Genomic DNA, 26,840 nt, shown 5'->3' on the forward strand with positions numbered 1-26,840 from the left:
AGACCATTGTGGGGCGGGTGCCTGGGTAAGCACAGCGGTGACCAAAAACGCACCATAAACCCCAAAATCTGACCAGATTCAGGCCGTATCTCACCGTACAGCGCGTACACTAAACCCCATGAGAACCGCGGAATTCCGCGGAAGTCTGCCCCATATGCAGGTGCGCACCACCACCCCGACGCCTATCATTTGTTCTTGGTTCGAGTCCAAATCCGCGCCTAGTTTCTGATCTCCGAAAAGACGCAGAAGAGCCATTTTGCCTCTGCGTCGACGTGCGAATGGTCGCCTACTCTTCATCCCTCGCAAACGCCCGATCGAGAAGCTCCGCGGTCGCCGGGTTCACCACCTCGCTTCGCCGGATGTAGTGCTGCACCGTGATTTTCGTGTCTGTGTGCCCTAGCAACTCCGCGGCCAGCTCGACGTTGGCGTTGTCGTTGACCGCGGTGGCCACCGTGCGGCGGAACAGGTGCGGCGTCACTCCGTCGATTCCTGCCTCACCAAGAACGCTGCGCAACTGGCGACGCACGTTCGCGGTGGTCAGCGGGGTTCCGTCGCGAGACTGAAACAGCAGGCCATCGGGGGAGAGGTCGTGGGACATAGCGAGTCGTCGACGCACCGCGTCCGACGTGAACGTCGGCAGCGCCACCACGCGCCGCGACTTCGCCGTCTTCGAGTGATTCTGCCGAAAGGTCAACTCGCCCTTGCGGCTCACGATCGTGCCGGCGAGACGGATGCACGGTACGGCACTGGTGACGTCGACGTCCACGCGTCGGATCGCCAGCACTTCTCCGATGCGAGCTGACGTGCCGAGCATCACCTCGACGATCGAGCTGAGCTGCCCATCTGGCCGTGGACCGGAGACGTGTCCGACGCCGGCTTCCCACCGCGCGATCGCGGTGCGGATCTTGTTGACCTCGACCGCGGTGAGTGCATCGGGGATGTGGGGCTCGCGATGTAAACGGGCCACATGATCCATGAGGTTGGTCGGGAGGATCTCGTGCCGCACGGCCAACTCGAGCGCCAGGCGCAGCACGACGCGCGATTGTTTGGCGCGGCTGCAGGAGAGCTTGGCCATCTGCTTGATGAACTGATCGCAGCGGAGGAAGCCGATCTCGCGCAGGGTGAGGTCTTGAAATACCGGCAGCACGAGCGTGCGCATGTTGCGCTCATACAGATTGCGGATGGTCCTGGAGATTCGACCCTCCGCGTCGATGTCGTCCAGCCAATACTTCACCAGGTCGGTGAATGCGCTGTCTGGAGTCAGGTAACCGTTTGTGGGCTGCACTTAGGTCCTCTCAGCTAGCTTGCCCTTCAACGCGCGTTCGGCCGCCTTGGCGCTACTGCCGGTGGCCTGCACCTGGCGCGACTGGCCATCCCAATCCCGGTAGTGGGTTCGGGCCTCGAACTGGCCCGACGGCCTGATGCGGGTGATGATGTCGCCGAAGGTGCCGATCGTCTGACGTGGCCGCGACATCAGTTCACCGCCGAGCGGGGGTACCGGGCTGTCCAGACGGTTCGCGCTGCTGGGCCATCCAGGAGCGCACGTCGGAGATGGCGAACTTCAGATGCTTGCCGAATCCGTACGCGGTCGGCCCCTTGCCGTGCACGCGCCAGTCGTAGACGGTCGAGACCGGGATGCCGAGGTAGCTCGCCAGCTCGGCGACATCCATCAGCGGTTCCAACGAGACGGCGGTTGAATTGTTTTCGTTCGTGTTCATATTCCGTAGGTGCGACCGGCGTACCTAAGCAATCAAAGGGGACCGAATGTGACGTGGTCGCCTCGCACGGCTGAGCGGCCAGAAGGCCATCTCGGAGGGGTTTTTGATGGGGTGACCAATTTCTTAACCTAAAAAGTCCCGGAAACCCTTGAGTTTCCGGGACTTTTGGTCGGGCTGACAGGATTCGAACCTGCGACCCCTTGCAGAATCGGGGCGATTCTGGACGTGACCGAATGTCTCGGGAATTCGCGGATTCCCTGGGTTTTGTAGGGAACGGGGCGGTTCACTACATCCCACTCTACGCGGACATTCTTGGTGGTCCACGGTTGTTTCAGGTGGGTAAGTGATGGGCATCGAGTGAAAGCACAGCAAGACGATGACATTTTCTGTGACGCGCTGTGGGCATCTGCTTCCGTCGCCCTCGCGCGGAAGCGGATCCTCGCCGACTACGACACCGCGTTCGATGTCAGTTTCGATCCCGATGCGGAGGTCGCTTGATGAGGTAGGTAGAAATCGCTCCTCGGGAGCCTCAGGTGAATGGCTTTTTGTTCCGACCAGACCGTTTCGCGAAACGCCGCAGGGCGCGAACTTTGCCGCAACCCGAAGCCATTTTCCTTCGACGCATGACGGATTCTTCTCTGATTCTCGCGATCAGTTGTTAGCGCGGCTCGTACGCCTTCGGTAGTCTCATCCCGCGGTCGGCCATGATCTGCCGAACCCGATTCGGGTAGTCCGTGATGATGCCGTCGACACCCAGGTCCATGAGCTCCTTCACCGTGGCCGGATCATCGCTGGTCCACGGAATGATCTTGAGACCGCGGGCGTGTGCCTTAGACACCATCTGCTGATCGGGGTAGAACTGAAAGCCGGGGTCGGCGACCGTGCCATTCTGGGGGAACCCGTAGTTTGGTGACACCGCAGTGAGGCCACCGGGAATTGCTGCGGCAGCCGTCGTGACGAGATCGCCGCCGTAGGTGTCGGCGTCGACTCCGCCGAGCCACGGTGAGGCACCGGGCTCACCCACCTGCAGGAAGTCTCGGTTGGTCAGCGCCACCAAAGGCCACTCCGGCGCCAGGTTGTGCATCTCATTAAGCGCCCCCCAGGCGAAGGACTGGATGGTGACCTGGTCCTCGATACCCGACGCGCGAATCTCCTCAAAGACCCGACGCACAAAGAGGCCTACTGGCGCAGTCTGCTCCGGGGTGCCGGCCTCAACCTTGGTCTCGATGTTCAAGGTGATCTGCTTAGCGTGGTAGCTCTTGACCAGGTTCAGCACATCTTTCAACTCGACCATCCGGAAGCCTGCGATTTGCTCCTGCTCAGGGAAGCCGAGTAGCTGCTGGAAGCCGCAATCCATCGTCTTGATCTGAGCCAGGGTCAGGTCTTTGATGTACTTACCCGCGTACGGGTACATCGGGTCGCCCTGCGTAACCGGTTCCGTGTCACGACACTTTAACGGGCTGATCTGCCGGTCGTGATTGACGACTACCTTCTCATCCCGGGTGATCTGAGTGTCCAGCTCCAACGTGGAGACACCAAGGCGCATGGCCTTGCCGAACCCCTCCAACGATTCTTCAGTAGTCATACCTATGCCACCCCGGTGGGCCTGCAGATCGAAGTGGGACTTCTGGGGCAGCACGCCGGAATCGTCGGCTGCGGCTGCCGGGAGCGCGAAAGGTGCCATTAAGGCAGGCACAAGGGCCAGCGTAGCGAGGACATGACGTAAGGACATTGGATGCTCCGCTCAATTGGAATAGGCCGTGACGTCACAAACCATAGGGTTGCGACAGACTCATCTGGTGGCTAAAGAGTGCCCGTGAGGTGAACACTCAAGAAACGAACACCCGACGTTGACACCGGGCCTACCTTCACCAAACAGCCACCTCCGCACCACGAGTAAAGCCCGAGGTGGCGAACAACCCAGTATTCGAGACAATTTTGTTGTGGAGTTGATTGCTTAGTGGACACGTTCACGTCGGCGAAGCCGTGTCTCAGATAATGACCTGCTCCGGTTGATCAGATGTTGATGGCGGAGCATGATTTCGGCGGCTTCGCGTTTGCCGACCTTGGGTTGGCGAGGCCGCAGACGACGGGCAGTCCGTCTAATGTCCAAATCAGGTGGAGGCGGAATCCCCGGCAGTAGCGGGAGTGGCGCGCGCAGTAGCGGTGGCTGGCGTGCCCCGGCTAGGTCGGAGCGCTTCACGGTCTTCCGGATTTACCGTGGGGTTCCGGGGTTGAATCGATCAGTCGGGTGATCTCGCCCTAGGACGGGGGTATCCGGGGCGAGTTCGATGATCACCGCGGAGAGCAGACCGATTGCTTGGCGGAGCGCCTACGCAGGGAAAGTCCGATCGGGCTCAGCAGTTGGCGCGCAACCAACCGATAAGGGCTCACTCATCTAGGTGTTCGCGGAGCCGGCAATGAAGGTCTTCAAGCTGCCGGGGATGTAAAGCACAACCGATCTGAGCCAGCGAAGCCTCAGCCCCGAGCGCTTCCGCGGATGATGAGCTCGCAAGGAAAGACAACGTGTTGAGCTGTCATCTGCGGTGAGTTGATGCGATCTAGTAGCATGCGTGCTCCGACGCGAGCCATTTCTCGGCTTGGCTGACGCACGGTGGTGAGGTCGAAAGATTGCCATGATGCGATTTCAACGTCGTCATACCCGATGACCCAGAAGTCGTCAGGGGTGGTCAGCCCATTACTGCGCACCGCATCGAGGGCTCCGAAGGCCATGAGGTCGTTGGCACAGAAAACGGCTTGCGGCGGATTCGCCTGATTGATGAACTCATGCATAACCCGAAAGCTTTGCTCGTGCGAGAATCCGCCGTGACGAAGAAGGTCGTCGGGCACGGGATAACCGTGCTCCGTCATCCGGTTCATGAATCCCCGACCGCGATCGCGCGAGGTGCTCGCGCTTTCGCTGCCTCCGATGAAGCCAACCCGAGTCTTTCCGTGCTGGATCAGGTAGTCCGCGACGACGGCCCCGCCGGAGAGATTGTCACTCGTCACCTGATCACATTGCAGACCGTCGATGCGGCGGTTGATCAAGACAATCGGGCTGCCCTTCTTCAACGCGGCTTGCAGCTCAGCAGAGTCCTCGGTCGCTGTCGTGAAGATGACGCCGTCCACGGCTCGTTCTCGGATGGCACGCAGGGCATCATGGTGACTGCCGCCGCCCGCATTCCAAATAACGACTCTGTACCCGGCAGCGTCGAGTTCACGGGTCAACTCATCGAGTACTTCTGGGTAGAAGGGATTTGTGATGTCGGCAACGACGACGCCGATCGTGTTCGTACGCTGGGTTTTCATCGCCTGCGCCCCGGCGTGTGGCACGTACTCCAGGGTTTCCATCGCCGCCAGGACCTTGGCCTTTGTCTCAGCGCTGATTCTGGAGGAAGACGACATGGCACGCGAGACTGTCGCCTGGGACACACCGGCTAATTGTGCGACGTCTCGGCTGGTTATCACGTCGTCCTCCTCGAGGAGATTACAGAATTACTTGTTGGCGATTGGATCATATTCGGCGGAGAGGCCGCGGCGCAGTCGCACCCGCGGCGCCGTCTCGGGGGACCAGAAAGCGCCGGCCAGGGTGATGAGTGAGGTCAGCACCATGTAGACCGCCACGAGCCAATACCGGTCAAACTCCGGCCCGATCAACAGCGTAGCGATCAACGGCGCGAACCCGCCGGCGAAAACCGCCGCAACCTGCGGGCCAACCGAGGCTCCAGAGTAGCGCAGCTTCGGTTCGAAAAGCTCTGTGAAGTAGGCGGGTTCGACGGAATAGCACAGGTCACGACCAATGTTGCAGGTGAGGATCAGCACGAGCAGCACCATGAAAAAATCGCCGGTCTGAACGGCCCAGAAGAACGGGAAAGCCATTACTAACATGGTGACTGCGCCGGCCATGACGGTGTAGCGGCGACCCCACCGGTCGGAAACCCATCCCCAGAAGGGGATGGAGAAGACACCGAGGCCGGCCATAATCATCGTGGCGAGGAGAATGCTGTTCTTCTCCAGCAAGATCGCGGGGCCATAGGCCAGCAGGAATGTCGTGTAGATGTAGTAGTTAGCGTTCTCTGCGAACCGCATCATGACAACCTTGAGAATAATAAGCGGTCGCGTTTTGATGACCTTCACTACCGGAAGCTTCTCGATCTCGCCCTTGCGCTTGATCTCCTCGAAAACGGGGGATTCGGCCACCTTGCTGCGAATATAGAATGAGATTGCGACGAGCACGATGGAGATCAGAAACGGTATTCTCCAGCCCCAGGCGATGAAAGCCTCGGGGGTGATGAGGCCCCCCATAATGAAGAATGCGCCGTTGGCCAGCAGCGTGCCGACCGGGACGCCGATCTGAGGCCAGGAGCCGAAGAAACCACGCCTCTTGGCAGGGGCGAATTCGGTAGCCATGAGAGCCGCGCCGCCCCACTCGCCGCCAACTCCAATGCCCTGGACGATCCTCAGCAGCACCAACAGGATTGGTGCTGCGATGCCGATGGTGTTGTAAGTCGGAAGGACGCCGATCAGAAATGTGCCGATGCCCATGAGCCCGAGAGTGATCATAAGCATCTTTTTGCGGCCCAGCCGATCACCGTAGTGGGCGAAAATAATTCCACCGATCGGGCGCGCGGCGAAGCCGATGGCGTAGGTGCTGAAAGATAGCAGGATACCCACGAACGGGCTGGCGTTGGGAAAGAACTGTACGTTCAGGATGATGGCGGCAGCGACACCGTACACGTAGAAGTCATACCACTCAATACAGGTGCCGAGGGTCGACGAGACCAGAGCCCTGCGACGCATTTTCGGATCAACCGTGGGTGGAGTTGCAGGGGGTGCAGCTGTAGTGGCGGGGGCGCTCATACTGAGACTCCTTTGTCTGTGACCGTGTCGGCCTCCGGCTACGGCCACAGTGGCGGCATCCGTAGACAGGAGTGTATACGTATTCATGGCACGAGTGCAATGTCTTGATCGACGCGATGTATACGTATACACTCGTCAACGAGTCGGGCTCGGTTGGGCCTCGAACCGGGCGCCCAAAGTGTCGCCCATCAACGTAGATGGAAGGTTTTCCCATGACCGTCGAAACGGCTACCAGTTCATTCGTCGCTTCACAGCTGCTGAAGGCGCCGGCAGAGACTAGTGCGAACCGCGGCAGTACTCCTGATGTGCGTGCCACGGTGGAGAACGTCATCAACGACGTTCGTACCCGGGGTGATGAGGCTGTGCGGGAGTACTCGAAGAAATTCGACAACTACGCGCCGGAATCGTTCCTTCTCACAGCAGATCAGCTGTCCGAAATTTTGGCCCGCGTGCCGCAACAGGTCATTGATGACATCACGTTCGTTCAGGGGCAGGTGCGCTTCATGGCGCAGAAGCAGCTCGAGTCGCTGACTGACTTTGAAATCGAGACCCTGCCCGGTGTGCTCCTGGGGCAGAAGAATGTGCCGATCCAAGCGGTCGGTGCCTACATTCCCGGTGGTAAGTATCCGCTGCTGGCCAGCGCTCACATGACCATCATCACCGCCAAGGTCGCCGGAGTCGCTCGCGTGGCCGCCTGCACTCCGCTGATAAAGGGTGAGATTCCGGATGCGACCGTGGTCGCCATGCACCTCGCCGGCGCCGATGAAATCTACCTCCTCGGCGGCATCCAGGCCATTGCCGCTATGGCCGTTGGTACGGAGACCATCAAGCCGGTCAACATGCTCGCCGGCCCGGGCAATGCGTTCGTCGCCGAAGCAAAGCGCCAGCTTTTTGGCGAAGTGGGCATCGACCTTTTTGCCGGGCCCACGGAGGTGCTCATTGTCGCCGACGAGCACGCCGATGCATTCATCGTTGCCGTTGACCTCCTTTCTCAGGCAGAACACGGTCCGGATTCGCCGGCCGTACTGATCACGACCAGCGAGGTACTCGCACGATTGGTCATCGAGCACATCGACACCCTGCTGATCGACATGCCTACTCGGGACTACGCGGCCGCGGCGTGGCAGGACTGGGGCGCTGTTCACGTCGTCAAAAACCTCGATGATGCCTACTCCCTCGCCGACGAATACGCATACGAGCACGTGCAGATTCTCACGGAGCATCCCCGCGAAGCGCTCGAGAAGATGAATTTCTACGGTGCACTATTCCTGGGCGAGGGAACCTGCGTCTCGTACGGTGACAAGGTGATCGGAACCAACCATGTTCTGCCGACCCGTGGGGCTGCCCGCTATACAGGCGGACTCTGGGTGGGTAAGTTTTTGCGTACCGTGACCTATCAGGAGGTCACGAACACCGAATCCAGCGCCTTCTTTGGTGAACTGTGTGGACGGGCCGCACGCGTGGAACGCTTTGAAGGCCACGCCCGCTCGGGTGACGTTCGTGCGGCGAAGTACCGCGGCACGACGCTCCCGTGGTCGACCCACACCTTCGAGAAATAGCACCGGTCCGATGGTTGACTTTCGCCTTGACGGGCACCGTGTACTCGTGACCGGCGCAGGGCGCGGGCTCGGCAGGGCCATTGCCGATGGCCTTGCCGAGCAAGGTGCGACCGTCTACGGGACGAGTCGTGATGCGGCGACAAGTCAGCAGATAGCGGAACGGTATGGCACACCGTCGCTGTCCGTCGAGATGACCGACCCCGACTCGATTTCGGAGTTCGTCGCCACACTGCAGTTGCACAGCGGTGGCATCGACATGCTGGTCAACAACGCCGGCGTGAATATCCCAAAACCCGCCATTGAGGTGTCACCGCAGGACTGGGAAAGGGTATTCGACACGAATCTCAAAGGCAGTTTCTTTCTGTCGACCGCTGTGGCCAGAAGCTGGCTGAGCAGCGGCACGGCTGGGTCGATCGTCAACATTGCCTCCCAAACCGGCATCGTTGCGATTGAAGAACGGGCTGCCTATGGCACGAGCAAGGCCGGACTCATTCACCTGACCAAGATTCTGGCTCTTGAATGGGCGGGAAACGGGATTCGGGTCAATGCCGTCGCACCCACATTCGTGCGCACGGAACTGACCGAATCCACCCTGAGCCGGTCAGACTGGGCGGCCGAGCTTCTCGGTCGGATCCCGATCGGGAGATTTGGAGAGCCTGAGGACGTCGTCGGGGCCGTCGCATTCCTGCTCAGCGGCGCCGCATCGCTTATCACCGGTCACACCATCGCGATCGACGGTGGTTACACCATCCGCTAGACACGATCCAGGCAGCCTCGGGCCACAACCCGGGGCTGTCCCGTTGGAAGGTTTACACATGAGTGTCACAGCTAGCATTTCCACAACGGCCGTCGTCGGCTCGGGTTATATGGGAGGCGGCATCGCTCAGGTGCTGGCCCTCGGGGGGCACCCGGTCAGACTGGCTGACATTGATGGGCAGACCGCAGAAAAGGCGCGCATCCGTCTCATTAGGCAGGCCGAGGATTTTGAAGGCCGGGGCCTGATGCCCTTGGGTGCCGCAGCAACAATCGGGAAGAACATCTCCGCGGCAGGCTCTATCGAGGACGCCGTGGTCGAGGCGGACTACATCGCCGAGGCAGCGCCCGAGACTCTCGGAGTCAAACTGGACATCCTGCAGCGGATCTCACAGAGTGCGAGAATCGACGCCATTATCGGCACCAACACCTCGGCGATTCCCATCGGTGAACTGGCCGCGGCCGTCGCCAGCCCGGAGCGATTCCTTGGCGTGCATTGGATGAACCCGGCACCCTTCATTCCTGGCGTCGAGCTAATACCCGGACCTAGCACCGCCCCGGAGGCCGTAGACATCGCCGAAGCCCTCATCGTCAAGTCGGGCAAGATACCCGCGCGGGTGGCAGACACGCCGGGATTCGTCGCCAACAGACTTCAGTTCGCGCTCTATAAAGAGGCGATGCGCATCGTCGAAGAGGGCACCGCGACACCCGCACAGATCGACGCTGTCGTCAGCAATTCCTTCGGGTTTAGGCTGGCTCTCTTCGGGCCCTTCGCCATCGGCGATATGGCGGGGCTTGACGTGTATGAAGCGGCCTATGAAACCCTCGCGAAGTCCTACGGAGATCGCTTTTCTCCTCCGGAATCGCTGACCAGAATGGTCAAGAACGGAAATCTCGGCCTCAAATCTGGTCGTGGAATTCTGGACATCGATGCCGCCGAAACGGAGGCATTACTGGTATATCGCGACCACGCTTACGCCCGACTGTCCCAGCTGCGTGCCGAGCTCGGAAAGGCCCCTGGGCTCTAGATTTACTTGATGAGTGAGTCCTAATGGTCGTAGGCGATAAGGGATCGTTTGTTAGGTGTTCCGAGGAAGCCCGTTGTGCCAGATTCGCCAGCGGCGGATTCGGTGCCGCCCGAATCATCGTGACGATCCTGCTCACCGACTTCAACCTCCGCAAGATCGCCGCGTTTATGAGCGACAAGATCAAAGCCGACGCGAAGAAGCCGACTTACGGGGGACCGGGCGTGGCGCTGGTTCGGCGTCGCGACCGTGAATGGCGTAACGCCTAAACGGCTACGTACCCGCCCGGGGTGACGCAGCCAGGTAAAGCCACCGCGCCCCAGCATCCGATGAGACCGGCGGACCTGCCTGGAGAACTTAAGCCGGTTTAGTGAGGCCCCCGAATCGTCCGAAAACGCAAACCCCAAGCGTTCTGGACAATCCGACGCGCACTAAGGCCCAGAATCACCAGACCGGCAGCCAAACGCCTCAAATGACCGGTAGAGGGTCACGCAACATCCGGTTGAACAAGAAATCGCTCCTGAGAAGCCGCAAGAGCGATTTCTTTTTGTTCCGACCGGACCGTTTCGTGAAGAGTTTCGTGAACGGCCCTTAGGCCGGGCTAACAGGATTTGAACCTGCGACCCCTTGCAGAATTAGGGCGATTCTGGACACGACCGAAAGTCTCGGGAACTCACGGATTCCCTTTTATTTGCCGGGAACCGGGCGGTTCACTATCTCTGAGTCTACGTGGATTTATTGGGTCCGCCACGGTTGATTCAGGTGGGTCAATGGTGGGCATTCAGGCGGGACGAATAGGAAAAGATGATGTGAAGTGACGTGAAAGACGCCACTTCGGAATAAGTTGAGGGGGAATTACTGTGGCCGTTAGAGAAGGTGTCGGCGGTGGGACATGGAAGCGCACCACCGCCGGCGACAGATTTCAGGCGTCTTTCAAGTCGATGCCCTTCGTTTCCTTCATGATGAAACAGGCGATCCCCGTGCAGGCGCAGAGAACCATGATGTACACGCTGGAGAGCCAGCCAATATCCAGCGAGTTTAGGAGGGCGTTCAAGTAGGGAGCGGTGCCGCCGAACACAGCCACTGAAATGGAATAGGCGAAACCGATGGCCCGGGTGCGAATTCTGGTCGGAAAATTCTCAGAGAGGATGGCCGATAGCAAAGCACCGGGGATGGCGACGATCACTAAAGCGATCGCCGAGGCGAGCAGAAGCGTCCATCCCGCCGAATCGATCATGGCAGTCAGGGGGAGGGAAAGCGCGATCATGAGAACGGCGAAGATCAGCATCATCGGGCGCCGACCGACTCGGTCGGAAACCCATCCCCAGAGTGGCAGGGTTGCCAGGGCGATCAATTGGGCCGTCAGGGTCATCCAGAAGGCGGTGCCCGAGTCCATGCCTTTCTGGGTGATCGCGTAAGTGGAGGCGTACGAGGTCCAGGTGTAGTGAGCCGCTGTCACCCCAGAAGTCATGGCGATCATCAGCACGATTGTTCGGGCAACCTGAGCTTTCGGGAGCGGGGCCGGCTTTTCGGTGCCGGCCGTGTGGTCGTCGAAGACCTCGCTCTCACCCATGTTGCGTCGCATGTAGAGAGCCGCAAGGGCGAGGAAAGCGCCGAGGATGAACGGGATACGCCATCCCCAGGCCGCCACACTGTCGTCGGGCATGATGCTGGTCACACCGCCGGCGACACCGTAGGCCAATACAGACCCGCCGAAGATGGCGATGAAGACGGCGCTGCCCCAGAGTCCGCGATGGCGCCGCGGCGCAATTTCGGCGACGTAGGTATAAGCGGTCGCGGTTTCTCCGCCGTGCGCAAACCCTTGTATGACCCTGACCATGAGCAGCAGGAATGACGCCCAGGCGCCGGCGTTCTGATACGTCGGCATCACTGCCATGGCCAGGCTTCCGCCAGCCATCATGAGCATTGTCGTGACCAGGACGAATTTGCGCCCGCGCCGGTCGGCGACAAGGCCGAAGACGATGCCGCCAAGCGGTCGCATTAAGAAGCCGACGGCAAATACTCCCAGAGTGGAGAGGAGTCCGGAGATGGGATCTTCGGGGTTGAACATGGCAGCGGCGATGAACGGCGCAAAGACCGCGTAGGCGCTCCACTCATACCATTCGAGAACGTTGCCGAGAGTGCTGGCGATCAGGTCCCGCCGTTTAGACCGTTCGGTGACGCCGGTGGTTTCTCTGGCCGTGTCGTTGTCGGTCTCGTCGATCTGGGTCATCAGAAAAGGCTCCTTTGCCTCAAGGTATTCACGTCAGTGCACCCCAAACGGGATGTCGATGGGTCGCAAGCCGGACACTTTGTCGTGCGGGTAGAACCCGGCTCCGGTCTTTCGGCCAAGCTGTCCTGCTTCGACCAGTCGACGCAGGTTGTTCGGAACAATGACGGCCGCGTCCCTGGACTCGGCATAAATGGAGTCAGCCACGTCGCAGACCACGTCAAGTCCAATGAAATCCGACAGTTCCAGCGGCCCGATGGGATACCCGCAACCGAGTTTCATACAACACCCACCGTTTCGATCCTCGATATTGCCGTTTGAGGCGTCATGCCTCGTACCTCCTGATCAGAGCGGCGAGTGCCTGACCGCCGCCGATGCACAGCGTGACGATGCCATATTCCGTGCCGCTGCGCTGCAAATGCCGGGCCGCACGGAGGGTCAGGATGGCGCCGGTCGCTCCGATGGGGTGGCCCAGGGCGATGGCCCCGCCGTAGGGGTTGGTCTTTTCTGGATCAAGTTTCAGGTCACGGATGACGGCGACGGACTGGGCCGCGAACGCTTCGTTAAGCTCGACGATCTCAATATCTGCCGGACTGAGTCCGGTCTCGTCAAAGAGTTTTCGCAGCGCCAGGGCCGGAGCATAGCCCATCAGCGCCGGATCGATCCCCGCCGTCGCGACATATTCCAGAGTGGCCAGGCCACCGAGTCCTCGTTCGCGGGCCGTGCTGTCCTTCATTAAAATTACGGCCGCGGCGCCATCGTTGATTCCCGATGAGTTGCCGGCGGTCACGCTGCCCCCCGTCTGAAACGCCGGGCGGAGCCCCTGCAGCGTTTCAAGGGTAGTGTCCGGGCGCGGTGCCTCATCGACGGTCACAGTCACCGGCTTCTTCCCGAGAACCAGAACCGGCGTGATTTCCTCGAGAAATACCGCCTGGGCTTCCGCGGTGCCCGCTCTGCGTTGGCTCTCCCAGGCAAACTCATCCTGTTCCCGCCGAGACACCCCGTATTTTTTGGCTACGTTTTCGGCGGTGACACCCATGTGTTTTTCGCTGAACGGGTCGGTGAGCATGGCCAGTGTGCCGTCGACTTGGGTGCGGTCCCCCAGCCGGGCATTGCCGCGGGCGTTGTAATCCAGGAAGGGCATCCGGGACATCGATTCATCGCCGCCGGCCAGGATGACGTCGGCTCCGCCCCAGCGCAGCTGCTGCGCAGCCGACCAGATGGCCTGCAGACCGCTGCCGCAGAGCCTATTCACGGTGAAGGCGGGGGTGCGCTCGGGCACGCCGGCTGCCAGAGCGACGCGGCGGGCGTTGTAGGCATCCGCACCGGCTTGGCCGACGCAGCCCATGATGACCTCGTCGATGTCGGCCGCGGTAACGCCGCTGCGCGCCATTGCCGCGGCCGCAGCAATAGCGCCCAGCTGGTGTGCTGACACGGCCGCCAGGGCCCCGTTGTATTTCCCGACGGGCGTTCTGGCTCCGTCAACGATAACTATCTTCTGCTCTGACACTGCAATCTCGCTTCTATGACGTGCAGGGGAATGGCGTGAATGGGTTCAGGATGCGACGGTCGAGCCGACGCCGGCAAACTGCCGGGCACCGTCCAGTAGCCTCGGGATGCCTTCTTCCAGCGAGGGGCCGAAGCCGGTGTCGCCCGGTCGTTCACCCTTGAGCCAGCGGGTGTAAATGGCTTCGCAGAAAATGGATGCCTTCCACAGGGCCAGCGTCTGGTACCAGGGCAGCGCGTCCAGATCCAGATGCATTCGCTCGCGGTACCGCGAAATGAGCTGATCACGGGAGAGATATCCGGGTTCGCGGGTCACGCTGGTCAACTCGAGCGGCGTAGGAAAACTTCCGGGTTCCGAATAGGTTGCCGTGAGATAGCCAAGATCTGCCAACGGGTCACCCACCGTGGCCATTTCCCAGTCCAGGATGGCCATCACGCGTGCCGGGGACGACGGTTCAAACATCAGGTTGCCGGCTCGGAAGTCACCGTGGATCACTGTGGCGGCCTGGCTGGTGGGAATATTGCGTTCCAGCCAGCCACCGATGCTGACGACCTCGGGCAGATTCCGGGTGGTGTTCACCTCCCACAGGGCAGAAAAGCGCTCGACCTGTCGCTTCAGGTAGCCTTCCGGACGCCCGAACGTAGCCAGCTCACCGGAAGAAACATCCACCTGATGCAGCTGCACCAGGGTGTCGACAACGGCGTTGCTGGTTGCCTCACGCTGCGTCATGGAACCGAGGTAGTTCGGAATTCGATCGGTGATGACGGTGCCGCCCAGGAACGACATGATGTAAAAGGGAACACCGAGAAGCGACTCATCGTCGCAGACAGCGAGGATTTCCGGGACCGGTACTCCCTGCTTTCTGACCAGCTGCTGGATTCGCGCCTCACGGACCATGTCATGGGTGGAACGCGGCAGGGGGGGACGTGGCCCCCGGCGCAACACAAACACCTCGCTGCCACGCTGGAGACGATAGGTGATATTGGATTGCCCATCCCCAATCCGACCCCAGGACAGCCGGCCGGCACCGAGGCCCCTAGCATCCATGAACTCTTCGACTGCGTCCAGAATGAGAAGCGGCGGTGAGCCCAACTGTGCCGCATCGGTGCGGCTGGCGACGACTTCGACGCCGTCGGGAGTGGTGTGCATCAGTGAATTTCCGCCAGCTCGGTGTTGAGATCAGCGGCGTGCAAATTACCACGGTCCGTAGTAAAGCCGTGCACATCGGCCAGGTACGGCTCGCCCGCATCGACGGCCCGCTTCCTCATCGACGAGGCGCGCCGGGAGATGGCCCATTTATGGGTCTCGTTAGCGCCGTCGTAAATTCGGAACGGACGAACCTCGTTCAGGTACGCGGCCAAGGGAAGCGCGTCGGAAACGCCGTCGCCACCGCAGAGCTGGATGGCGCGGTCGACCACCCGGAAGATCGCTTCCGAGCAGTGCACCTTGGCAATGGAGGACATCGCGGATCCGGCCCGTGGATCCGTGTCGAGCAGCGCGGCGGTCTTAGTGATGATGGCGTCAGAGGTTTCAATATCGATCACCGATTGGGCAATCAATTCCTGGGCAAGGCCAAGGTTCTTCATCGGAGAGCCGAACAGCTCACGGCGCTCGATCCGGTCGAGGGCGATGTCCAGCGAGCGCCGCGCCAGGCCAAGCCAGCGCATGCAGTGCGTGAGCCGGGCTGGGCCGAGGCGCACTTGGGCATATCTGAAGCCGAGTCCGACGGCCCCCAGTACCGCGTCATCCGCCACAAAGCAGTCATCGAGATAAATGTGGGGATGACCGCCAGCTATGGCACGGTCCATGGTGTGGATGCTTTCGCCGAGCCGGATGCCTTGGTTGTCGAGATCGACCAGGAACATGGTGGCACCGGTCGGGGCGTCTCCGACAGCCTCGGTGCGGGCCATCACGATGCAGAAGGCTGCGCCGTCGGCGCCGCTTGTGAATCGTTTGTGACCATTAATGGACCATCCACCGTCGACTTTTGTCGCCACGGTTCGCAGGGCGGCCGGATCTGAACCGGCACCAGGGTGCGGCTCGGTCATTCCGAAGCAGGACCGCGACGTGCCGGCGGCCAGGGGTACAAGGTATCGCTGTTTCTGCGCCTCCGTAGCGATCAGATTTAGCATGTGCATATTGCCTTCGTCCGGCGCCATGCAGTTGAGTGCGGACGCGCCGATCGGGGAATATCCGGCCTCTTGAAAGATTGCGGACCAGTGCTGAATGGGGACGCCCTGGCCGCCGAATTCCTTAGGGACGTGCGGGGCAAAGACATTGGCGGCCTTCGCCGCCGCTTGTAGCCGGTCCCGGGTGGACTGGCTCAGGCGCTCGCCCGGCCTCGGCTCGGCGGGAATGACCGTGCTGCGGATGAATGCGCGGGTGCGGATTCGCAAATCTTCGATGTCGACGGGCAGTGACTCGGTGCTCATTGTTCTATTTCCTTTCGCGGGTGGGGGCCGATGAGTGGGGGATGTCAAGCGGTGCCGCCGGCTGCAAGCAGGCCGCCGTCAAGGTTGATGACCTGACCGGTGATCCAGGCCGAATCTGAGGACGCGAGAAAAGCGACGGTGGCGGCGACATCCTCTGGGTTGCCGAGGCGGGCGAGAGGATATCTCGCGGCGACTTCCGCTTCCTTGCCTTCGTAGAGGGCCTGGGCGAATTGCGTTTTGACCACCGCCGGTGCAACCGCGTTCACTCGTATCTTCGGCCCCATTTCGACGGCAAGGGTGCGGGTCAGATGCGCGATGGCGGCCTTGGTCACGCCATAGAAACCGATGCCGGGTGCCGGTGTCTGCCCGGTGACCGAAGACACGTTAATCACGGTGCCGCCGCGGCCGGCGAAATCGAGGGCAACGTGGTGGTAAGCATCCTGGATCCAGGCCAGGGTGCCGAAGACGTTCACCTCGGTGATCTTGCGCGCGGCGGACAGGTCTAGATCCATCACCGATCCGTAGACGGGGTTGATGCCCGCATTGTTGACGAGGATGTCCAGCTGGCCGAATGTTTCGGTGACGGCATTGAGTACCTCGAGGCGGTGGTCCGGATCGTGGGCTTTGCCGGCGAGGGGGAGTACGGATCCGTTCGGGAACTGGGCGGCCGCATCGTGTAACGCCTCGGTGTTACGAGCGGTGATACAGACCCGGGCGCCCTCCGCCACCAGCCGCAAGGCGATGGCCAGTCCGATACCGCGACTGGCCCCCGTGACGATGGCCGTCTTGCCCTCGAGGCGGTGTGCTTGGACGGATTGCTCGCTCATAGTTTGTCTTTCTCGGACGGTAGGTCGTGGGCTGCCGTGTTTTCATCACGGAGCTCCTGGCGGCGAATTTTTCCGGTCTGTGTCTTGGGTAGGTCGTCGATGATGTGCACGATGCGGGGGTACTTGTAAGCTGCGAGGCGCTCTTTGGTGAATGCGATGAGTTCTGCTGGAGTGGCCGATGCACCTGATTTCAGGGACACGAAAGCGACGACGGTTTCGCCGCGGTACTCATCCGCCTGGCCGATCACAGCGGCCTCATGGACTGCGGGATGTTCGTATAGCGTGTCCTCGACCTCGCGGGGCCAGACCTTGTACCCGGAGACGTTGATCTGGTCTTTCAGCCGGTCGACCAGATAAACCCAGCCTTGGGTGTCGATGATGGCCACGTCGCCGGTGCGAAACCTGCCTCCGGGCATTGCGTGGGTGGTGGCATCCGGATTATTCCAGTAACCCGGGATGATTTGGGGTCCAGATAATTCCAGCTCGCCCTGGGTACCCGGCGGAACGGGTTGACCGTTCTGGTCGATGACTCTGGCTACAACGTGTGGTAGCGGAATGCCGATGGAAAGAGTGCCGCTGGAGGCGTCGACCGGCGCCTCGGCACAGGGCGGGACGGCAATTACACCGGACGTGCTTTCGGTTAATCCATAGGCATTGTGGATGTAGACGCCGAAGCGTTTTTTGAAGCGTTCCACGGTGGCCGGCGGGATTGGCGCCCCGCCGGAATACAGAGTCTTGACGGCGGCAAAATGGCTGGCGCTGGCATGCGGAAGCGCCAAAATCGCGTTGAACACAGTAATCGAGCCGATGGTAAAGCTGACCCTATGCTCGGCGAAGGCCTCCAACACAACATTGGGGTCGAAGCGGCCCGTAAAAACCAAGGTTGTGTCGGTGAACAGTGAGATCGCAGCGTTAATGACGGCGCCAGTGATATGAAATAGTGGGGCCACGGCCATGACGACGTCACCGGGGGCCAGCCGTGCAAAGCGGCCAAACGTCGTGGCGACGGCCAGGACGTTTTCGTGGGTGTTCATGGCGCCCTTTGGCGGTCCGGTCGTTCCAGAGGTATAGGTCAAGAGCGCCACGTCGTCGCGGGTCAGCTCAATGTCAGCGGGTCGCAAGCCGTCGAATTCGCGAATCAGAGCCGCGACGTCCCCGTCAGCCGAAGCTGCCGGGCGTGCTGTCATGTCACAGCTGCGTGGATCGTTTCGCGTTTGAAAGTCACGTGCAGAGGTACTGATGAGCCAAGAAGCGGTGCCTCCGGCAAGCGTTTGACGGGTTTCCGACACAGCCGTGTCGGAACAAATAACACCGATTGCGCCCGAGTCGTCAACGAGGCGACGCAGCTCTCTACGTTTGTACATGGGGTTCAGCAACAGTGCCGTCGCCCCCAATTTCCAGAGGGCCAGCAGGGCAAGCGCATAGTGGGGGGTGTTCTGGAGGTAGATGCCTACCCGGGCGCCGCGGATTGTGCCGCGGGCCTCGAGCGCTATAGCGAGAGCGTCGGAGGCACGGTCGACTTCGGCGGCAGTCATCCTGCCATCGAAATAGCGAAGTGCGACGCGATCCGGATTGGCGGCGACGCGGGCCTTCCACGCCTCTACGGTGGACTCGTACCGCATCTCTGTACGTACATCCATGCTGAGAACGTCTGGTGCGGTCTGAGAATCCTCTACGGCGTTGATCCCAGAACGACTCTCTACCGAAGAGCCGATCTCACAACGGTTGGTCACAGTTGAACGAGTCACGACAGCCGCCCCCCTCCGGCATCTTCGCCGAAATTGACTTACTAACTCCTACCGAGCGATCGCTCGGTAGGAGTTAGTCTGGAGTAGACGTCATCATCTGTCAAGACAGACAATGGCAATCAGGCATTAACAGGTGAAGGAGCATTCGTGAAAGTTGAGACTGCGAAAAGAGTCGAGGATGCAGCCGAATGGCGCAAATACTCCGAAAATGTTCTGCCACCCCTGCTACAGGCGGCTTTGGATAGTTTTGTGGAGCACGGCTATCACGGCACGACAATTCGCACTGTGGCCGCTCGGGCCAAGCTCTCCGTACCGGGCCTATATCACCACTACGCCTCCAAGCAGGCACTGCTGGTGGCGATCGTACAGTTTGCGATGGAGGATTTATTGGTCAGGAGCGAGGACGCTATAGCGGAGGCAGGTTCCTCAGTGGAGGAACAGTTTCGCCTGCTGATCGAATGTCTGGCGCTCTTTCACGCTCACCGCAGTGAGCTCGCCTTCATCGCTGCTAGTGAGATCCGAAGTCTGGAAGGCGAGTCGCGAACGGCGCACATCAAATCCCGCGATAAGCAGCAGCAGATGGTGGACGACATCATCAATCAGGGTATGCGGGAGGGGATCTTTGACGCTGAGCACCCCAAAGACACCAGCCGAGCCATCGTGACTATGTGTACCGGTATTGCGCAGTGGTACCGCCATGACGGTGAGCTTTCGCCCGAAGAGCTGGCCATCAGATATGCCAACATCGCCCGAATGACTTTAGGGGTTGGCTCAGGCTCTCAAAGACGGAGTGTCCTCACGGCGCCCACGCCTTTACGAACAGATGCGCGAGGCAGGCCGAACCGCGGCTGACCGTGAGCAGCGACCAGTGAATTTTGGCTATCTCGTCTGGCCGCTGCACAGAGCGGCCAGACTGCCCTTAGGTTCGAGGATTCGGGTCACGTCCCGCTGTGTGGTTCCTCGACACCGTGCACGCACCAAGGCGACGAATGCGACTCTGAGCGATATGCCATTCCCAAAGGTCCCTACTGTCAGGGTTTCTTCGGTGCCCTACGAACCCGGCTAGCCACCTGCATTCAGTGAAAATGACCGCAACCGCCGCATATTTCACTTTTTTTCACAAGCCGCCCCTCCATGACGAAATCGGCCAAAATCGTGGCTATAACCATTCAAACGGACGTTTTCACGGGCCTCCGCTCACTGTCGCGCCTGCCGACCACGAGACTTCTACCCACCGGAGACATCCGGTCCACCGCCCAAGCAGGAGATGAACCGTGAGCGACCAGATCACCGAGTTGTCAGCATCCGCGCTCGCTCTAGCCATTCGCCGACGCGAGATCTCGGCCAACGAAGCCCTCGACGCGCACCTCGCCCAGATCGACCGGGTGAACCCTCGCATCAACGCCATCGTCACCCAAGATCGTGAAGCGGCCCGCGACCTTGCGGTGGCCGCCGACACCCGCACCCTGAGCGGCGACGATCTGCCTCCACTGCACGGCGTTCCGATCACGCATAAGGACACGCATTCCACCGCCGGCCTGCGCACGACCTTCGGGTCACCAGTGTTCGCTGACCACGTGCCCGATCACGACGATCTGATCATCGAGCGGTTCAAGGCCGCCGGTGTCGTCACCACCGGTAAATCCAACGTGCCGGAGTTCGCGGCCGGGTCGCACACCTTCAACGAGGTCTTCGGAACGACCACCAACCCGTATGACCCCTCTCTCAGCGCGGGCGGCAGTAGCGGAGGGGCCGCCGCAGCTCTGGCCGCACGCATTCAGGCCATTAGCGACGGCAGCGACATGGGCGGCTCGCTGCGCATTCCCGCCTCTTTTTGCAACGTGGTGGGATTCCGGCCGTCGCTCGGCGTGGTCCCCCTGCAGCCGAGCCGTAACGCCTGGAGCTGGCTCTCTCGCAGCGGTCCCTTGGCCCGGGAGGTGACCGATATTGCCCTGGCTATGTCGGTGATTGCGGGACCAGACGCCGCTACACCGTATTTCAACCCGGTGCCGGCACGCCGGTTTCTTGAGCCGCTGCAGCGCGATCTCACAGGGCTCGTCATCGGCTGGTCCGACGATTTCGGTCTGGGCATTCCGGTGCAGAAAGAGGTGCTGCGCGTGCTGCATCAGCAGCTGCAGGTGTTCGAAGACCTCGGCGCGACGGTGGAGCAGGCGGCCCCTGATCTGCGTGATGCCGATGAGGTGTTCAGCACAGTGCGCGCGTTCGACTTTGCCTTGTCCTACGGCGATCTTGTGGCCCGGCACGGCGACAAGATTAAACCCGAGGTGCGCTGGAATGTGGAGCGCGGCCTTGCTCTGAACGGAGCCGACGTCGTCTCGGCCGCGCTGGCCCGCACCCGGTTAGCGCAAAAGACCCGTATCTTCTTCGCCCGCTACGACGTTTTCGCGAGTCCGGCCGCCCAGCTGCTTCCCTTCGATGCCGCCCTGCGGTATCCGACCGAGATCGACGGCGTGCCGTTTGAGAACTACCTTGAGTGGATGCGTTCCGCCTGCGTCGTTTCTGCGACCGGGCTTCCCGCGCTTTGCGTGCCAGCGGGCTTCAGCGAGTCCGGTCTGCCGGTCGGATTACAGCTGGTCATGGACCACGGGCAGGATGTCGAGCTGCTGCAGGTGGGGTACAGCTTCGAACAGGCCACCCGCTATGCGTGGCAGGCTCCCGATCTGCGCGACATAGGTAGCTGAGATGCGTCGTCGACGTTCAGATTCGCGCGGGCTGCAGCACTCGTCCGCCTCGTTTGAAAGCCTCGAGCAGCAGACTGACATCAATCGATTTGGTGTGAGCAACCCAAGGCGCGGACGTCACGCAGGCATAGAGGGCAGCTTGGTCCTTCGCCGTGACATTCGCTACGATCTGGTAGTCGCCGGCGACCGCGGCTGCGTACCTCACCAGCGGCGAGGCCGCGAGCTCTCGCCCGGCCGCCTCGACGTTCTTCGGGTCGCTGCGGATCCACAAAAACGCTTCGACGGGAAGGCCGACACTCGCCGGTTCAACGACCGCCCGAATGTAAACATGGTTGTTCTGCAGCAGCCATTCCGTGCGGCGGCGGGCCGTGGCGTTGGACACCCCAGTCAGGCGGGCCAACCGTTCGCAGGACACCCGCCCGTCTCGGCAAAGCGCCTCCACGATCTCGTTGTCGACCCGGCTCAGCCGCTGCGGCTCCTGCAGACTCCACGTGTCCGTCGTCACACCGGCCCGCAGGGCATCAGCTTCGACCTCCGTCAGCAAGTCAGGCTGCCAGCCGCGGATGGTGCGGAAGTAGCGCATCACGGGGTAGCTGACTGCGCGCACCAAACCGACCGTACCGGGGATCTCGTCCGTGAGCAGTGCCGGCATCAGCTCGGCCTCGGTCAGCACTTCGACGACACAGTCCACGCCGCCGGTCATCGTGTACGAGAAGGTCGAATCGCGACGCTGCGCCAGTGCGTTCGCGGTCGCGCGCGTGGTGCCCGGCGCGGTCTGAACGCGGATGATCACCGAGGTGGATTGTGGGCGGAGTCCGGCCACCTGCACCAGCCGGGCTTCGATCAGTTCACTGCCCCGGCGGGCGACAGTGCGCTCCGGTTCGCCGAGCACGACGGCGATTTGGCTCCAAGAGCTGCGCCCGTCGAACTGCAGCGCGGCCGCAATCCGCCGCTCCAAGGGATCCAGTAGCCGCACAATCCATCCTTGCTCGTACGCCGTTCCTTGAAAATACAAGGATTTCCTTAGCGCCGAACTTATCATCACGCACTGCCCCACCCGCATTCCAGCACTGGAGCACTTATGATTACGTCCCTACCCGGTGACCCTGACTCAACCGACATCCTTGCCATTGCCAACCTGCCAATCCTGTGGATTTTGGCTGTCGGCGTGTTCGCCGCCATCATCCTGCAAACGGTCGTGTACATACGTGCGGCCCGGATCGCCGCGCCGGCGGCCGGCATCAGCTCGGCCGAACTGAAAACCTCGTTCCGCGCCGGCGCCGTGGCCGCAATTGGCCCCTCCCTGGCGGTAGTGCTCGTCAGTGTGGCCCTGCTCAGCCTGTTCGGAACCCCGGCTGTGCTGGTGCGCGTCGGTCTGGTCGGGTCGGCTGCCACCGAGACTGCTTCGGCCAGTATTGCCGCCAGTACCATGGGAGCAGCCCTTGGCGACGCGAGCTACACCCAGAGCGTGTTCGCCGTCGCATTTATGGCGATGAGCCTCTCCGGCGCCATGTGGATGATCGCCACCCTGGTGTTGACCCCGCTGCTTAAACGCGGCGACTCTCGGCTGCGCAGCGTGAACCCCACCCTGATGGCCATCATCCCCGCTGCCGCGCTCCTCGGAGCGTTCGCGAGCCTCGGCATCGGCGAGCTCGGCAAAACCCCCGTGCACATCCTGACCGTTGTCACCTCGGCCGCGGTGATGGGCGCCTGCCTGTTCCTGGCACGCCGCTTCAACTTGGGCTGGCTACGCGAATGGGGGCTCGGCTTCTCCATCGTGATCGGCCTCATCGTCGCATACACCGCCCACACCACCGGCCTCGCACCGGTCGCCTGAACCAACATCGAGAAAGGCCAGCATGTTCTCCACAACAGTGATCACCACGCCGTCCGCCGATTTGGCGACCTTCGACCGCACAACGAGCCGCTGGGGTCGGTCCACCATGATCGCCGCACTGGTCATGTCACTCGCCGCGCCGCTCTACCTGGTGCTTTTCGCCGACCTTGGCATCACGCAGACACAGGTCTGGATCGCGTTCCTCGCCGTTGCCGCCGTGTTCTCGGTGCTGTGGGTGGTCGAACCGATCACCTACTACCCGATCCTTGGTCCCGCGGCAATGTACCAGGCGTTCATGATCGGCAACATCGCCAACAAGCTGCTCCCCTCTGCACTGGTCGCCCAAGCGGCCATCGGCGCTAAGGCTGGCACCAAGCGCGGCGAATTCTCAGCCCTGATGGCCATCTGCGGCGCCGCGATGGTGCACGTGTTCTTCATGCTGGTGTTCGTCGGTCTATTCGGCTCCTGGCTGGTCAACATCGTGCCAGCCGACGTCACCGACGTCGCGCGCCTGTACATCTTCCCCAGCATCATCGGCGGGGTCATCGTGCAGCTCGTGGTGTCATTGAAACAACCTCGCGTCACGCTTATCGCCATCGGCACAGCCGCGTTCGTCTTCTTCGTGCTCGTGCCCGCCGTCCCCAGCGTCGCAAACCTCGCCACCGGAATTACCGTCGTCACCACCGCCGTGCTGGCCTGGTTCCTACGCAGCAAGCCCCGCTCCGACTCCACGAAAGAGATCTCATGACCGTGACCCTACTTCCGACTGATGACACCACGACCCGCGCGATGCAGGAGCTGTACCGGCACCTGCACGCGCATCCGGAACTGTCCATGCAGGAGACCGAGACCTGTGCGTTCCTCACCCGGCGCCTTGATGATCTCGGGCTCGAGACCTTCCGCTGCGGCGGGACCGGCGTCGTCGGTATCCTGCGCAACGGCGCCGGTCCCACGGTCGCCTACCGCGCCGACATCGACGGCCTGCCTATCCAGGAAGAGACCGGACTCGACTACGCGAGCACCGCCCGCGGCACCCTGGCCGACGGCACCGACGTGCCTGCGATGCACGGGTGTGGCCACGACACTCACATGACAGTCGCGTTGACACTGGCCGAGCACCTCGTCACCCACCCGTCCGCTTGGGCAGGCACCGTGGTGTTCATCTTCCAACCCGGGGAAGAGACCGGGGCGGGAGCGGTAGCCATGCTCGCCGACGGGCTGTGGGACCGCGCCCCCCGCCCCGAGATCGTCTTCGGCCAGCACGTTTGGCCCGGCCTCGCTGGCACCGTCGACATCAGCAGCGGCGTGGCGATGGCGATGGCTGATTCCTGGAAGGTGACCGTGCACGGCCGTCAGGCCCACGGCTCCCAGCCCGATCAGTCGATCGACCCGATCGTGATCGGCGCTCACATGGTCGTGCGTCTGCAGACCGTCGTGTCGCGAGAGGTGCACCCGATGAAGGCCGCTGTGGTCACGGTCGGCACCTTCCACGGCGGACTCAAGGAAAACATCATCCCCGCCACTGCCGAGTTCACTGTAAACGTGCGCACTTTTGACGTCGAAGTGCGGACCCGCGTACTGGATTCGCTGCGCCGCATCATCGCGGCCGAAGCACAAGCATCCGGAGCCCCCGATCCGATGATCGAGGTGCTCTCCACATTCCCCCGCTGCTACAACGACCCGGCGGCAACCCAACAACTGATCGCTGCGCTCAGCGGCGCCCTCGGAGCGAACGGCGTAAAAGAGGTTCCGCCAGTGATGGGAAGTGAGGACTTCGGACTGCTTGCCGAGGCCATCGGCGTACCCTCGGTGTATTGGATGTTCGGCGGCTATTCCCAGCAAACCATCGACGCAACCGAATCCGTCGCCGGCAACCACTCCCCACATTTCGCCCCCGACTCTGAGCCTGCCTTGGCAGCCGGGCTCACCGCCGCCCTCACCGCCATACTGTCCCGGGTCGGCACGCCGGGCGGCGCCGCATGAGCACCTCAACAGCCCGACTCTCGGTCAACGGACCCCGACTGGTCGCTGACCTCAAAGCACTCGGCAGCATCGGATGCGGGCCGGGCGGCGGCCTGGATCGCACTTCCTTCTCGGCAGCGGATGGCGAGGCTCGCGCATGGCTGCTCGGGCGCTGCGCCGAAGCCGGTCTCAGGGCGGAAGTGGACGGCATCGGGAACATCGTCGTATCGCCCGACTACGATGCCCGGACTGCGGCCCAGCCCGCTGTGTGGTCCGGGTCGCACATCGACACCGTGCCAAACGGGGGCGCATTCGACGGGGCGCTCGGTGTGCTCGCCGCGCTGGAATGCCTGCGCCGCATTCAAGAGGAACGCCCAGCCCTAGACCGGCCGGTGCGGGCGGTCATGTTCACCGACGAGGAGGGCAACTACGCCCATCTGTTCGGGTCGAGCGCACTCGCACGAGGATTTTCCCGCACCGAGCTGGAGTCGCTCACCGGTCGAGACGGCGACCGGTTCGCTGACACCTTCGCGGCCACCGGCGGAGACCTCGATGCGGCCACGGCGACCAAGCTGGACCCCGCTACGCTGCACGCCACGGTGGAGTTGCACATCGAGCAGGGACCGACGCTCGAGCAGCTCGGGCACGACATCGGCGTGGTCACCGGCATCGTGGCGCTCGGCGGCGGCGTGGTGTCGTTCCGAGGCCGGGCCGACCATGCCGGCACCACCCCGATGAACCAGCGCCGCGACGCCCTCACTGCCGCCGGCGCGCTGCTCGTGGCGCTGCCCGAAGTGGCCTCAAGCGTTAGCGAGCGTGCCGTCGTCACCTCGGGAATCGTGACGGTCGAGCCGGGAAGCGCCAACGTGATCCCAGGGCTGGCCCGGGTTACGGTGGATTTTCGGGAAGCGGAGACGGATCTGGTTGACGTCCTGCAAACGACCATCGTGGATGTGGCCCGGGAGATTGCGCTGCGCTACGGGGTGCAAGTGGAGTTCGATTTTGAGGTCACGATCCCGCCGGTTCGGCTCGACGCCAGCATTCAGGCGACCATCGAGGCCGCGGCCGCCGCGCGTGAGTTGTTGTACAGCTCGCTGCCGTCCGGGGCTGGCCATGACTCGCAAAACATGGCTCAGCTGGCGCCGACGGGCATGATTTTCGTGCCGAGCATCGACGGACGCAGCCACTGCCCCGAGGAGAACACTGCGTGGATCGACGTGGAGAACGGCGCGAATGTGCTGCTCGACACCCTGGTGAGCCTCGCCCGCGACTGACGGTCCCGCCCCGCGCCTTCAAGGTGGCCAGCGAGAAGTGCTCCCGGGATTCTAGAGGCCAACATGTGGTTCTCGAGCTGACCCAGCGCGACGCACCCCAGGAGTACATTTCCGCGGTTCAATAAAAAAGGCAGTCAAACAGGATTCACGCGTTCCGGAGAAGAAATGGGTGATGCCTCTTTTCGAGATGATGTTTTTCCCTGGAACGTGCCTACGCAGGACCGATCAGAATGCTAGCCGACCATACATGTTCGTGACATTGCGGGGAGTCACATGATTGGACACCAAGGGGTGGCCTTGCCCCCGGTTAGTGGACACGGGTTAAGCGGCGAGTTGAACTTCCGCGGTCTGTGATGAGTATTGCAGTTCGAAGGCGACGGGGCTGACATCTCCGATCGAGGAGTGC

At 61.8% G+C, this 26,840-nt stretch carries 25 protein-coding genes; 11 read left to right on the top strand and 14 right to left on the bottom strand.

Annotated features, from left to right (window positions below; genetic code table 11):
* Window positions 1-286: 286 nt before the first annotated feature.
* The 3 genes from E3T35_RS07440 to E3T35_RS07445 all read right to left on the bottom strand — a co-directional run bounded on the left by E3T35_RS07440 (window position 287) and on the right by E3T35_RS07445 (window position 1,718).
* On the bottom strand, window positions 287-1,159 hold the full coding sequence (locus E3T35_RS07440) for a site-specific integrase (RefSeq protein WP_241987919.1): 873 nt from the start codon (window positions 1,157-1,159) through the stop codon (window positions 287-289).
* A gap of 126 nt (window positions 1,160-1,285) precedes the next feature.
* The gene (locus tag E3T35_RS19735) at window positions 1,286-1,474 is read right to left on the bottom strand and encodes a hypothetical protein (protein WP_241987918.1); all 189 of its coding nucleotides are present in this window, start codon (window positions 1,472-1,474) and stop codon (window positions 1,286-1,288) included.
* Window positions 1,475-1,478: 4 nt separating this feature from the next.
* Window positions 1,479-1,718, bottom strand: coding sequence for a helix-turn-helix domain-containing protein (locus E3T35_RS07445; protein WP_241987917.1), 240 nt, complete (start codon window positions 1,716-1,718; stop codon window positions 1,479-1,481).
* A 357-nt stretch (window positions 1,719-2,075) separates the two neighbouring features.
* Here E3T35_RS07445 and E3T35_RS19230 point away from each other — a divergent pair, with 357 nt between their 5' ends.
* On the top strand, window positions 2,076-2,216 hold the full coding sequence (locus E3T35_RS19230; protein ID WP_166789874.1) for a hypothetical protein: 141 nt from the start codon (window positions 2,076-2,078) through the stop codon (window positions 2,214-2,216).
* Between the two features lie 160 nt (window positions 2,217-2,376).
* Here the strand turns inward: E3T35_RS19230 and E3T35_RS07450 are convergent, their stop codons facing one another.
* From E3T35_RS07450 to E3T35_RS07460, 3 genes are all read right to left on the bottom strand, one after another.
* Window positions 2,377-3,402 carry a glycerophosphodiester phosphodiesterase family protein gene (locus E3T35_RS07450; protein WP_241987916.1) on the bottom strand — a complete coding sequence of 342 codons (1,026 nt, stop codon included), beginning with the start codon at window positions 3,400-3,402 and terminating at the stop codon, window positions 2,377-2,379.
* A 794-nt stretch (window positions 3,403-4,196) separates the two neighbouring features.
* On the bottom strand, window positions 4,197-5,186 hold the full coding sequence (locus E3T35_RS07455; protein ID WP_134347060.1) for a LacI family DNA-binding transcriptional regulator: 990 nt from the start codon (window positions 5,184-5,186) through the stop codon (window positions 4,197-4,199).
* 27 nt (window positions 5,187-5,213) lie between these two features.
* Entirely contained in the window at window positions 5,214-6,578 is a 1,365-nt protein-coding gene (locus tag E3T35_RS07460; RefSeq protein WP_134347059.1) for an MFS transporter, read from the bottom strand.
* 212 nt (window positions 6,579-6,790) lie between these two features.
* Between E3T35_RS07460 and hisD the strand changes: the two genes are divergently transcribed.
* Genes hisD through E3T35_RS07480 form a run of 4 tightly spaced genes read left to right on the top strand, consistent with a single transcriptional unit; the run spans window position 6,791 to window position 10,184 of the window.
* Window positions 6,791-8,137, top strand: coding sequence for a histidinol dehydrogenase (gene hisD / locus E3T35_RS07465; protein ID WP_134347058.1), 1,347 nt, complete (start codon window positions 6,791-6,793; stop codon window positions 8,135-8,137).
* A 10-nt stretch (window positions 8,138-8,147) separates the two neighbouring features.
* Window positions 8,148-8,894 carry an SDR family NAD(P)-dependent oxidoreductase gene (locus E3T35_RS07470; protein ID WP_134347057.1) on the top strand — a complete coding sequence of 249 codons (747 nt, stop codon included), beginning with the start codon at window positions 8,148-8,150 and terminating at the stop codon, window positions 8,892-8,894.
* A 58-nt stretch (window positions 8,895-8,952) separates the two neighbouring features.
* Complete coding sequence (locus tag E3T35_RS07475) at window positions 8,953-9,918, top strand: 3-hydroxyacyl-CoA dehydrogenase family protein (RefSeq protein ID WP_134347056.1); 966 nt, start codon at window positions 8,953-8,955, stop codon at window positions 9,916-9,918.
* 23 nt (window positions 9,919-9,941) lie between these two features.
* Window positions 9,942-10,184 (top strand): hypothetical protein, encoded by a 243-nt coding sequence (locus tag E3T35_RS07480; RefSeq protein WP_134378291.1) that lies wholly within the window; start codon window positions 9,942-9,944, stop codon window positions 10,182-10,184.
* 653 nt (window positions 10,185-10,837) lie between these two features.
* On the opposite strand, the gene E3T35_RS07485 is transcribed toward E3T35_RS07480, so the two are convergent.
* Genes E3T35_RS07485 through E3T35_RS07515 form a run of 7 tightly spaced genes read right to left on the bottom strand, consistent with a single transcriptional unit; the run spans window position 10,838 to window position 18,551 of the window.
* Window positions 10,838-12,148, bottom strand: a complete 1,311-nt coding sequence (locus tag E3T35_RS07485) for an MFS transporter (RefSeq protein WP_134347055.1) — start codon at window positions 12,146-12,148, stop codon at window positions 10,838-10,840.
* Between the two features lie 33 nt (window positions 12,149-12,181).
* Window positions 12,182-12,427, bottom strand: a complete 246-nt coding sequence (locus E3T35_RS07490; RefSeq protein ID WP_134347054.1) for a 3-hydroxyacyl-CoA dehydrogenase family protein — start codon at window positions 12,425-12,427, stop codon at window positions 12,182-12,184.
* 43 nt (window positions 12,428-12,470) lie between these two features.
* Window positions 12,471-13,655, bottom strand: a complete 1,185-nt coding sequence (locus tag E3T35_RS07495; RefSeq protein ID WP_134378292.1) for a thiolase family protein — start codon at window positions 13,653-13,655, stop codon at window positions 12,471-12,473.
* Between the two features lie 45 nt (window positions 13,656-13,700).
* Entirely contained in the window at window positions 13,701-14,801 is a 1,101-nt protein-coding gene (locus E3T35_RS07500) for a phosphotransferase family protein (RefSeq protein WP_198417799.1), read from the bottom strand.
* Window positions 14,801-16,084: an acyl-CoA dehydrogenase family protein gene (locus tag E3T35_RS07505; RefSeq protein WP_134378293.1), complete on the bottom strand. Its 1,284-nt coding sequence runs from the start codon at window positions 16,082-16,084 to the stop codon at window positions 14,801-14,803. Before E3T35_RS07505 ends, E3T35_RS07500 begins: the two co-directional genes overlap by 1 nt.
* Window positions 16,085-16,128: 44 nt before the next feature.
* On the bottom strand, window positions 16,129-16,911 hold the full coding sequence (locus tag E3T35_RS07510) for an SDR family oxidoreductase (RefSeq protein WP_134347050.1): 783 nt from the start codon (window positions 16,909-16,911) through the stop codon (window positions 16,129-16,131).
* On the bottom strand, window positions 16,908-18,551 hold the full coding sequence (locus tag E3T35_RS07515) for a class I adenylate-forming enzyme family protein (protein ID WP_134347049.1): 1,644 nt from the start codon (window positions 18,549-18,551) through the stop codon (window positions 16,908-16,910). Before E3T35_RS07515 ends, E3T35_RS07510 begins: the two co-directional genes overlap by 4 nt.
* Window positions 18,552-18,806: 255 nt before the next feature.
* Here E3T35_RS07515 and E3T35_RS07520 point away from each other — a divergent pair, with 255 nt between their 5' ends.
* Window positions 18,807-19,511, top strand: coding sequence for a TetR/AcrR family transcriptional regulator (locus E3T35_RS07520; RefSeq protein WP_134347048.1), 705 nt, complete (start codon window positions 18,807-18,809; stop codon window positions 19,509-19,511).
* A 422-nt stretch (window positions 19,512-19,933) separates the two neighbouring features.
* A complete protein-coding gene (locus E3T35_RS07525) occupies window positions 19,934-21,361 on the top strand; it encodes an amidase (RefSeq protein ID WP_134347047.1) in 1,428 nt (475 codons plus the stop codon).
* A 16-nt stretch (window positions 21,362-21,377) separates the two neighbouring features.
* Here E3T35_RS07525 and E3T35_RS07530 read toward each other — a convergent pair whose 3' ends face one another.
* Complete coding sequence (locus E3T35_RS07530) at window positions 21,378-22,424, bottom strand: Lrp/AsnC family transcriptional regulator (protein ID WP_370449211.1); 1,047 nt, start codon at window positions 22,422-22,424, stop codon at window positions 21,378-21,380.
* 18 nt (window positions 22,425-22,442) lie between these two features.
* Here E3T35_RS07530 and E3T35_RS07535 point away from each other — a divergent pair, with 18 nt between their 5' ends.
* Genes E3T35_RS07535 through E3T35_RS07550 form a run of 4 tightly spaced genes read left to right on the top strand, consistent with a single transcriptional unit; the run spans window position 22,443 to window position 26,434 of the window.
* Window positions 22,443-23,198, top strand: coding sequence for a DUF5058 family protein (locus E3T35_RS07535; protein ID WP_092451416.1), 756 nt, complete (start codon window positions 22,443-22,445; stop codon window positions 23,196-23,198).
* A gap of 22 nt (window positions 23,199-23,220) precedes the next feature.
* On the top strand, window positions 23,221-23,946 hold the full coding sequence (locus E3T35_RS07540) for a hypothetical protein (protein ID WP_134347046.1): 726 nt from the start codon (window positions 23,221-23,223) through the stop codon (window positions 23,944-23,946).
* Window positions 23,943-25,181: an amidohydrolase gene (locus E3T35_RS07545; protein WP_134378294.1), complete on the top strand. Its 1,239-nt coding sequence runs from the start codon at window positions 23,943-23,945 to the stop codon at window positions 25,179-25,181. Before E3T35_RS07540 ends, E3T35_RS07545 begins: the two co-directional genes overlap by 4 nt.
* A complete protein-coding gene (locus E3T35_RS07550) occupies window positions 25,178-26,434 on the top strand; it encodes a Zn-dependent hydrolase (protein ID WP_134378295.1) in 1,257 nt (418 codons plus the stop codon). The genes E3T35_RS07545 and E3T35_RS07550 overlap by 4 nt, the downstream gene beginning before the upstream one ends.
* Window positions 26,435-26,840: the final 406 nt, after the last annotated feature.

It is taken from the genome of Cryobacterium sp. TMT1-2-2 (assembly GCF_004403505.1).
GTDB classification, from domain to species: domain Bacteria; phylum Actinomycetota; class Actinomycetes; order Actinomycetales; family Microbacteriaceae; genus Cryobacterium; species Cryobacterium flavum.

Coding starts and splice junctions, on each gene's coding strand:
- E3T35_RS07440 (WP_241987919.1), bottom strand. CDS start 1,159: ATGCGCACGCTCGTGCTGCCGGTATTTCAAGACCTCACCCTGCGCGAG.
- E3T35_RS19735 (WP_241987918.1), bottom strand. CDS start 1,474: ATGTCGCGGCCACGTCAGACGATCGGCACCTTCGGCGACATCATCACC.
- E3T35_RS07445 (WP_241987917.1), bottom strand. CDS start 1,718: ATGAACACGAACGAAAACAATTCAACCGCCGTCTCGTTGGAACCGCTG.
- E3T35_RS07450 (WP_241987916.1), bottom strand. CDS start 3,402: ATGGCACCTTTCGCGCTCCCGGCAGCCGCAGCCGACGATTCCGGCGTG.
- E3T35_RS07460 (WP_134347059.1), bottom strand. CDS start 6,578: ATGAGCGCCCCCGCCACTACAGCTGCACCCCCTGCAACTCCACCCACG.
- hisD (WP_134347058.1), top strand. CDS start 6,791: ATGACCGTCGAAACGGCTACCAGTTCATTCGTCGCTTCACAGCTGCTG.
- E3T35_RS07470 (WP_134347057.1), top strand. CDS start 8,148: ATGGTTGACTTTCGCCTTGACGGGCACCGTGTACTCGTGACCGGCGCA.
- E3T35_RS07475 (WP_134347056.1), top strand. CDS start 8,953: ATGAGTGTCACAGCTAGCATTTCCACAACGGCCGTCGTCGGCTCGGGT.
- E3T35_RS07480 (WP_134378291.1), top strand. CDS start 9,942: ATGGTCGTAGGCGATAAGGGATCGTTTGTTAGGTGTTCCGAGGAAGCC.
- E3T35_RS07485 (WP_134347055.1), bottom strand. CDS start 12,148: ATGACCCAGATCGACGAGACCGACAACGACACGGCCAGAGAAACCACC.
- E3T35_RS07490 (WP_134347054.1), bottom strand. CDS start 12,427: ATGAAACTCGGTTGCGGGTATCCCATCGGGCCGCTGGAACTGTCGGAT.
- E3T35_RS07500 (WP_198417799.1), bottom strand. CDS start 14,801: ATGCACACCACTCCCGACGGCGTCGAAGTCGTCGCCAGCCGCACCGAT.
- E3T35_RS07505 (WP_134378293.1), bottom strand. CDS start 16,084: ATGAGCACCGAGTCACTGCCCGTCGACATCGAAGATTTGCGAATCCGC.
- E3T35_RS07510 (WP_134347050.1), bottom strand. CDS start 16,911: ATGAGCGAGCAATCCGTCCAAGCACACCGCCTCGAGGGCAAGACGGCC.
- E3T35_RS07515 (WP_134347049.1), bottom strand. CDS start 18,551: ATGGATGTACGTACAGAGATGCGGTACGAGTCCACCGTAGAGGCGTGG.
- E3T35_RS07530 (WP_370449211.1), bottom strand. CDS start 22,424: ATGCGGGTGGGGCAGTGCGTGATGATAAGTTCGGCGCTAAGGAAATCC.
- E3T35_RS07535 (WP_092451416.1), top strand. CDS start 22,443: ATGATTACGTCCCTACCCGGTGACCCTGACTCAACCGACATCCTTGCC.
- E3T35_RS07540 (WP_134347046.1), top strand. CDS start 23,221: ATGTTCTCCACAACAGTGATCACCACGCCGTCCGCCGATTTGGCGACC.
- E3T35_RS07545 (WP_134378294.1), top strand. CDS start 23,943: ATGACCGTGACCCTACTTCCGACTGATGACACCACGACCCGCGCGATG.
- E3T35_RS07550 (WP_134378295.1), top strand. CDS start 25,178: ATGAGCACCTCAACAGCCCGACTCTCGGTCAACGGACCCCGACTGGTC.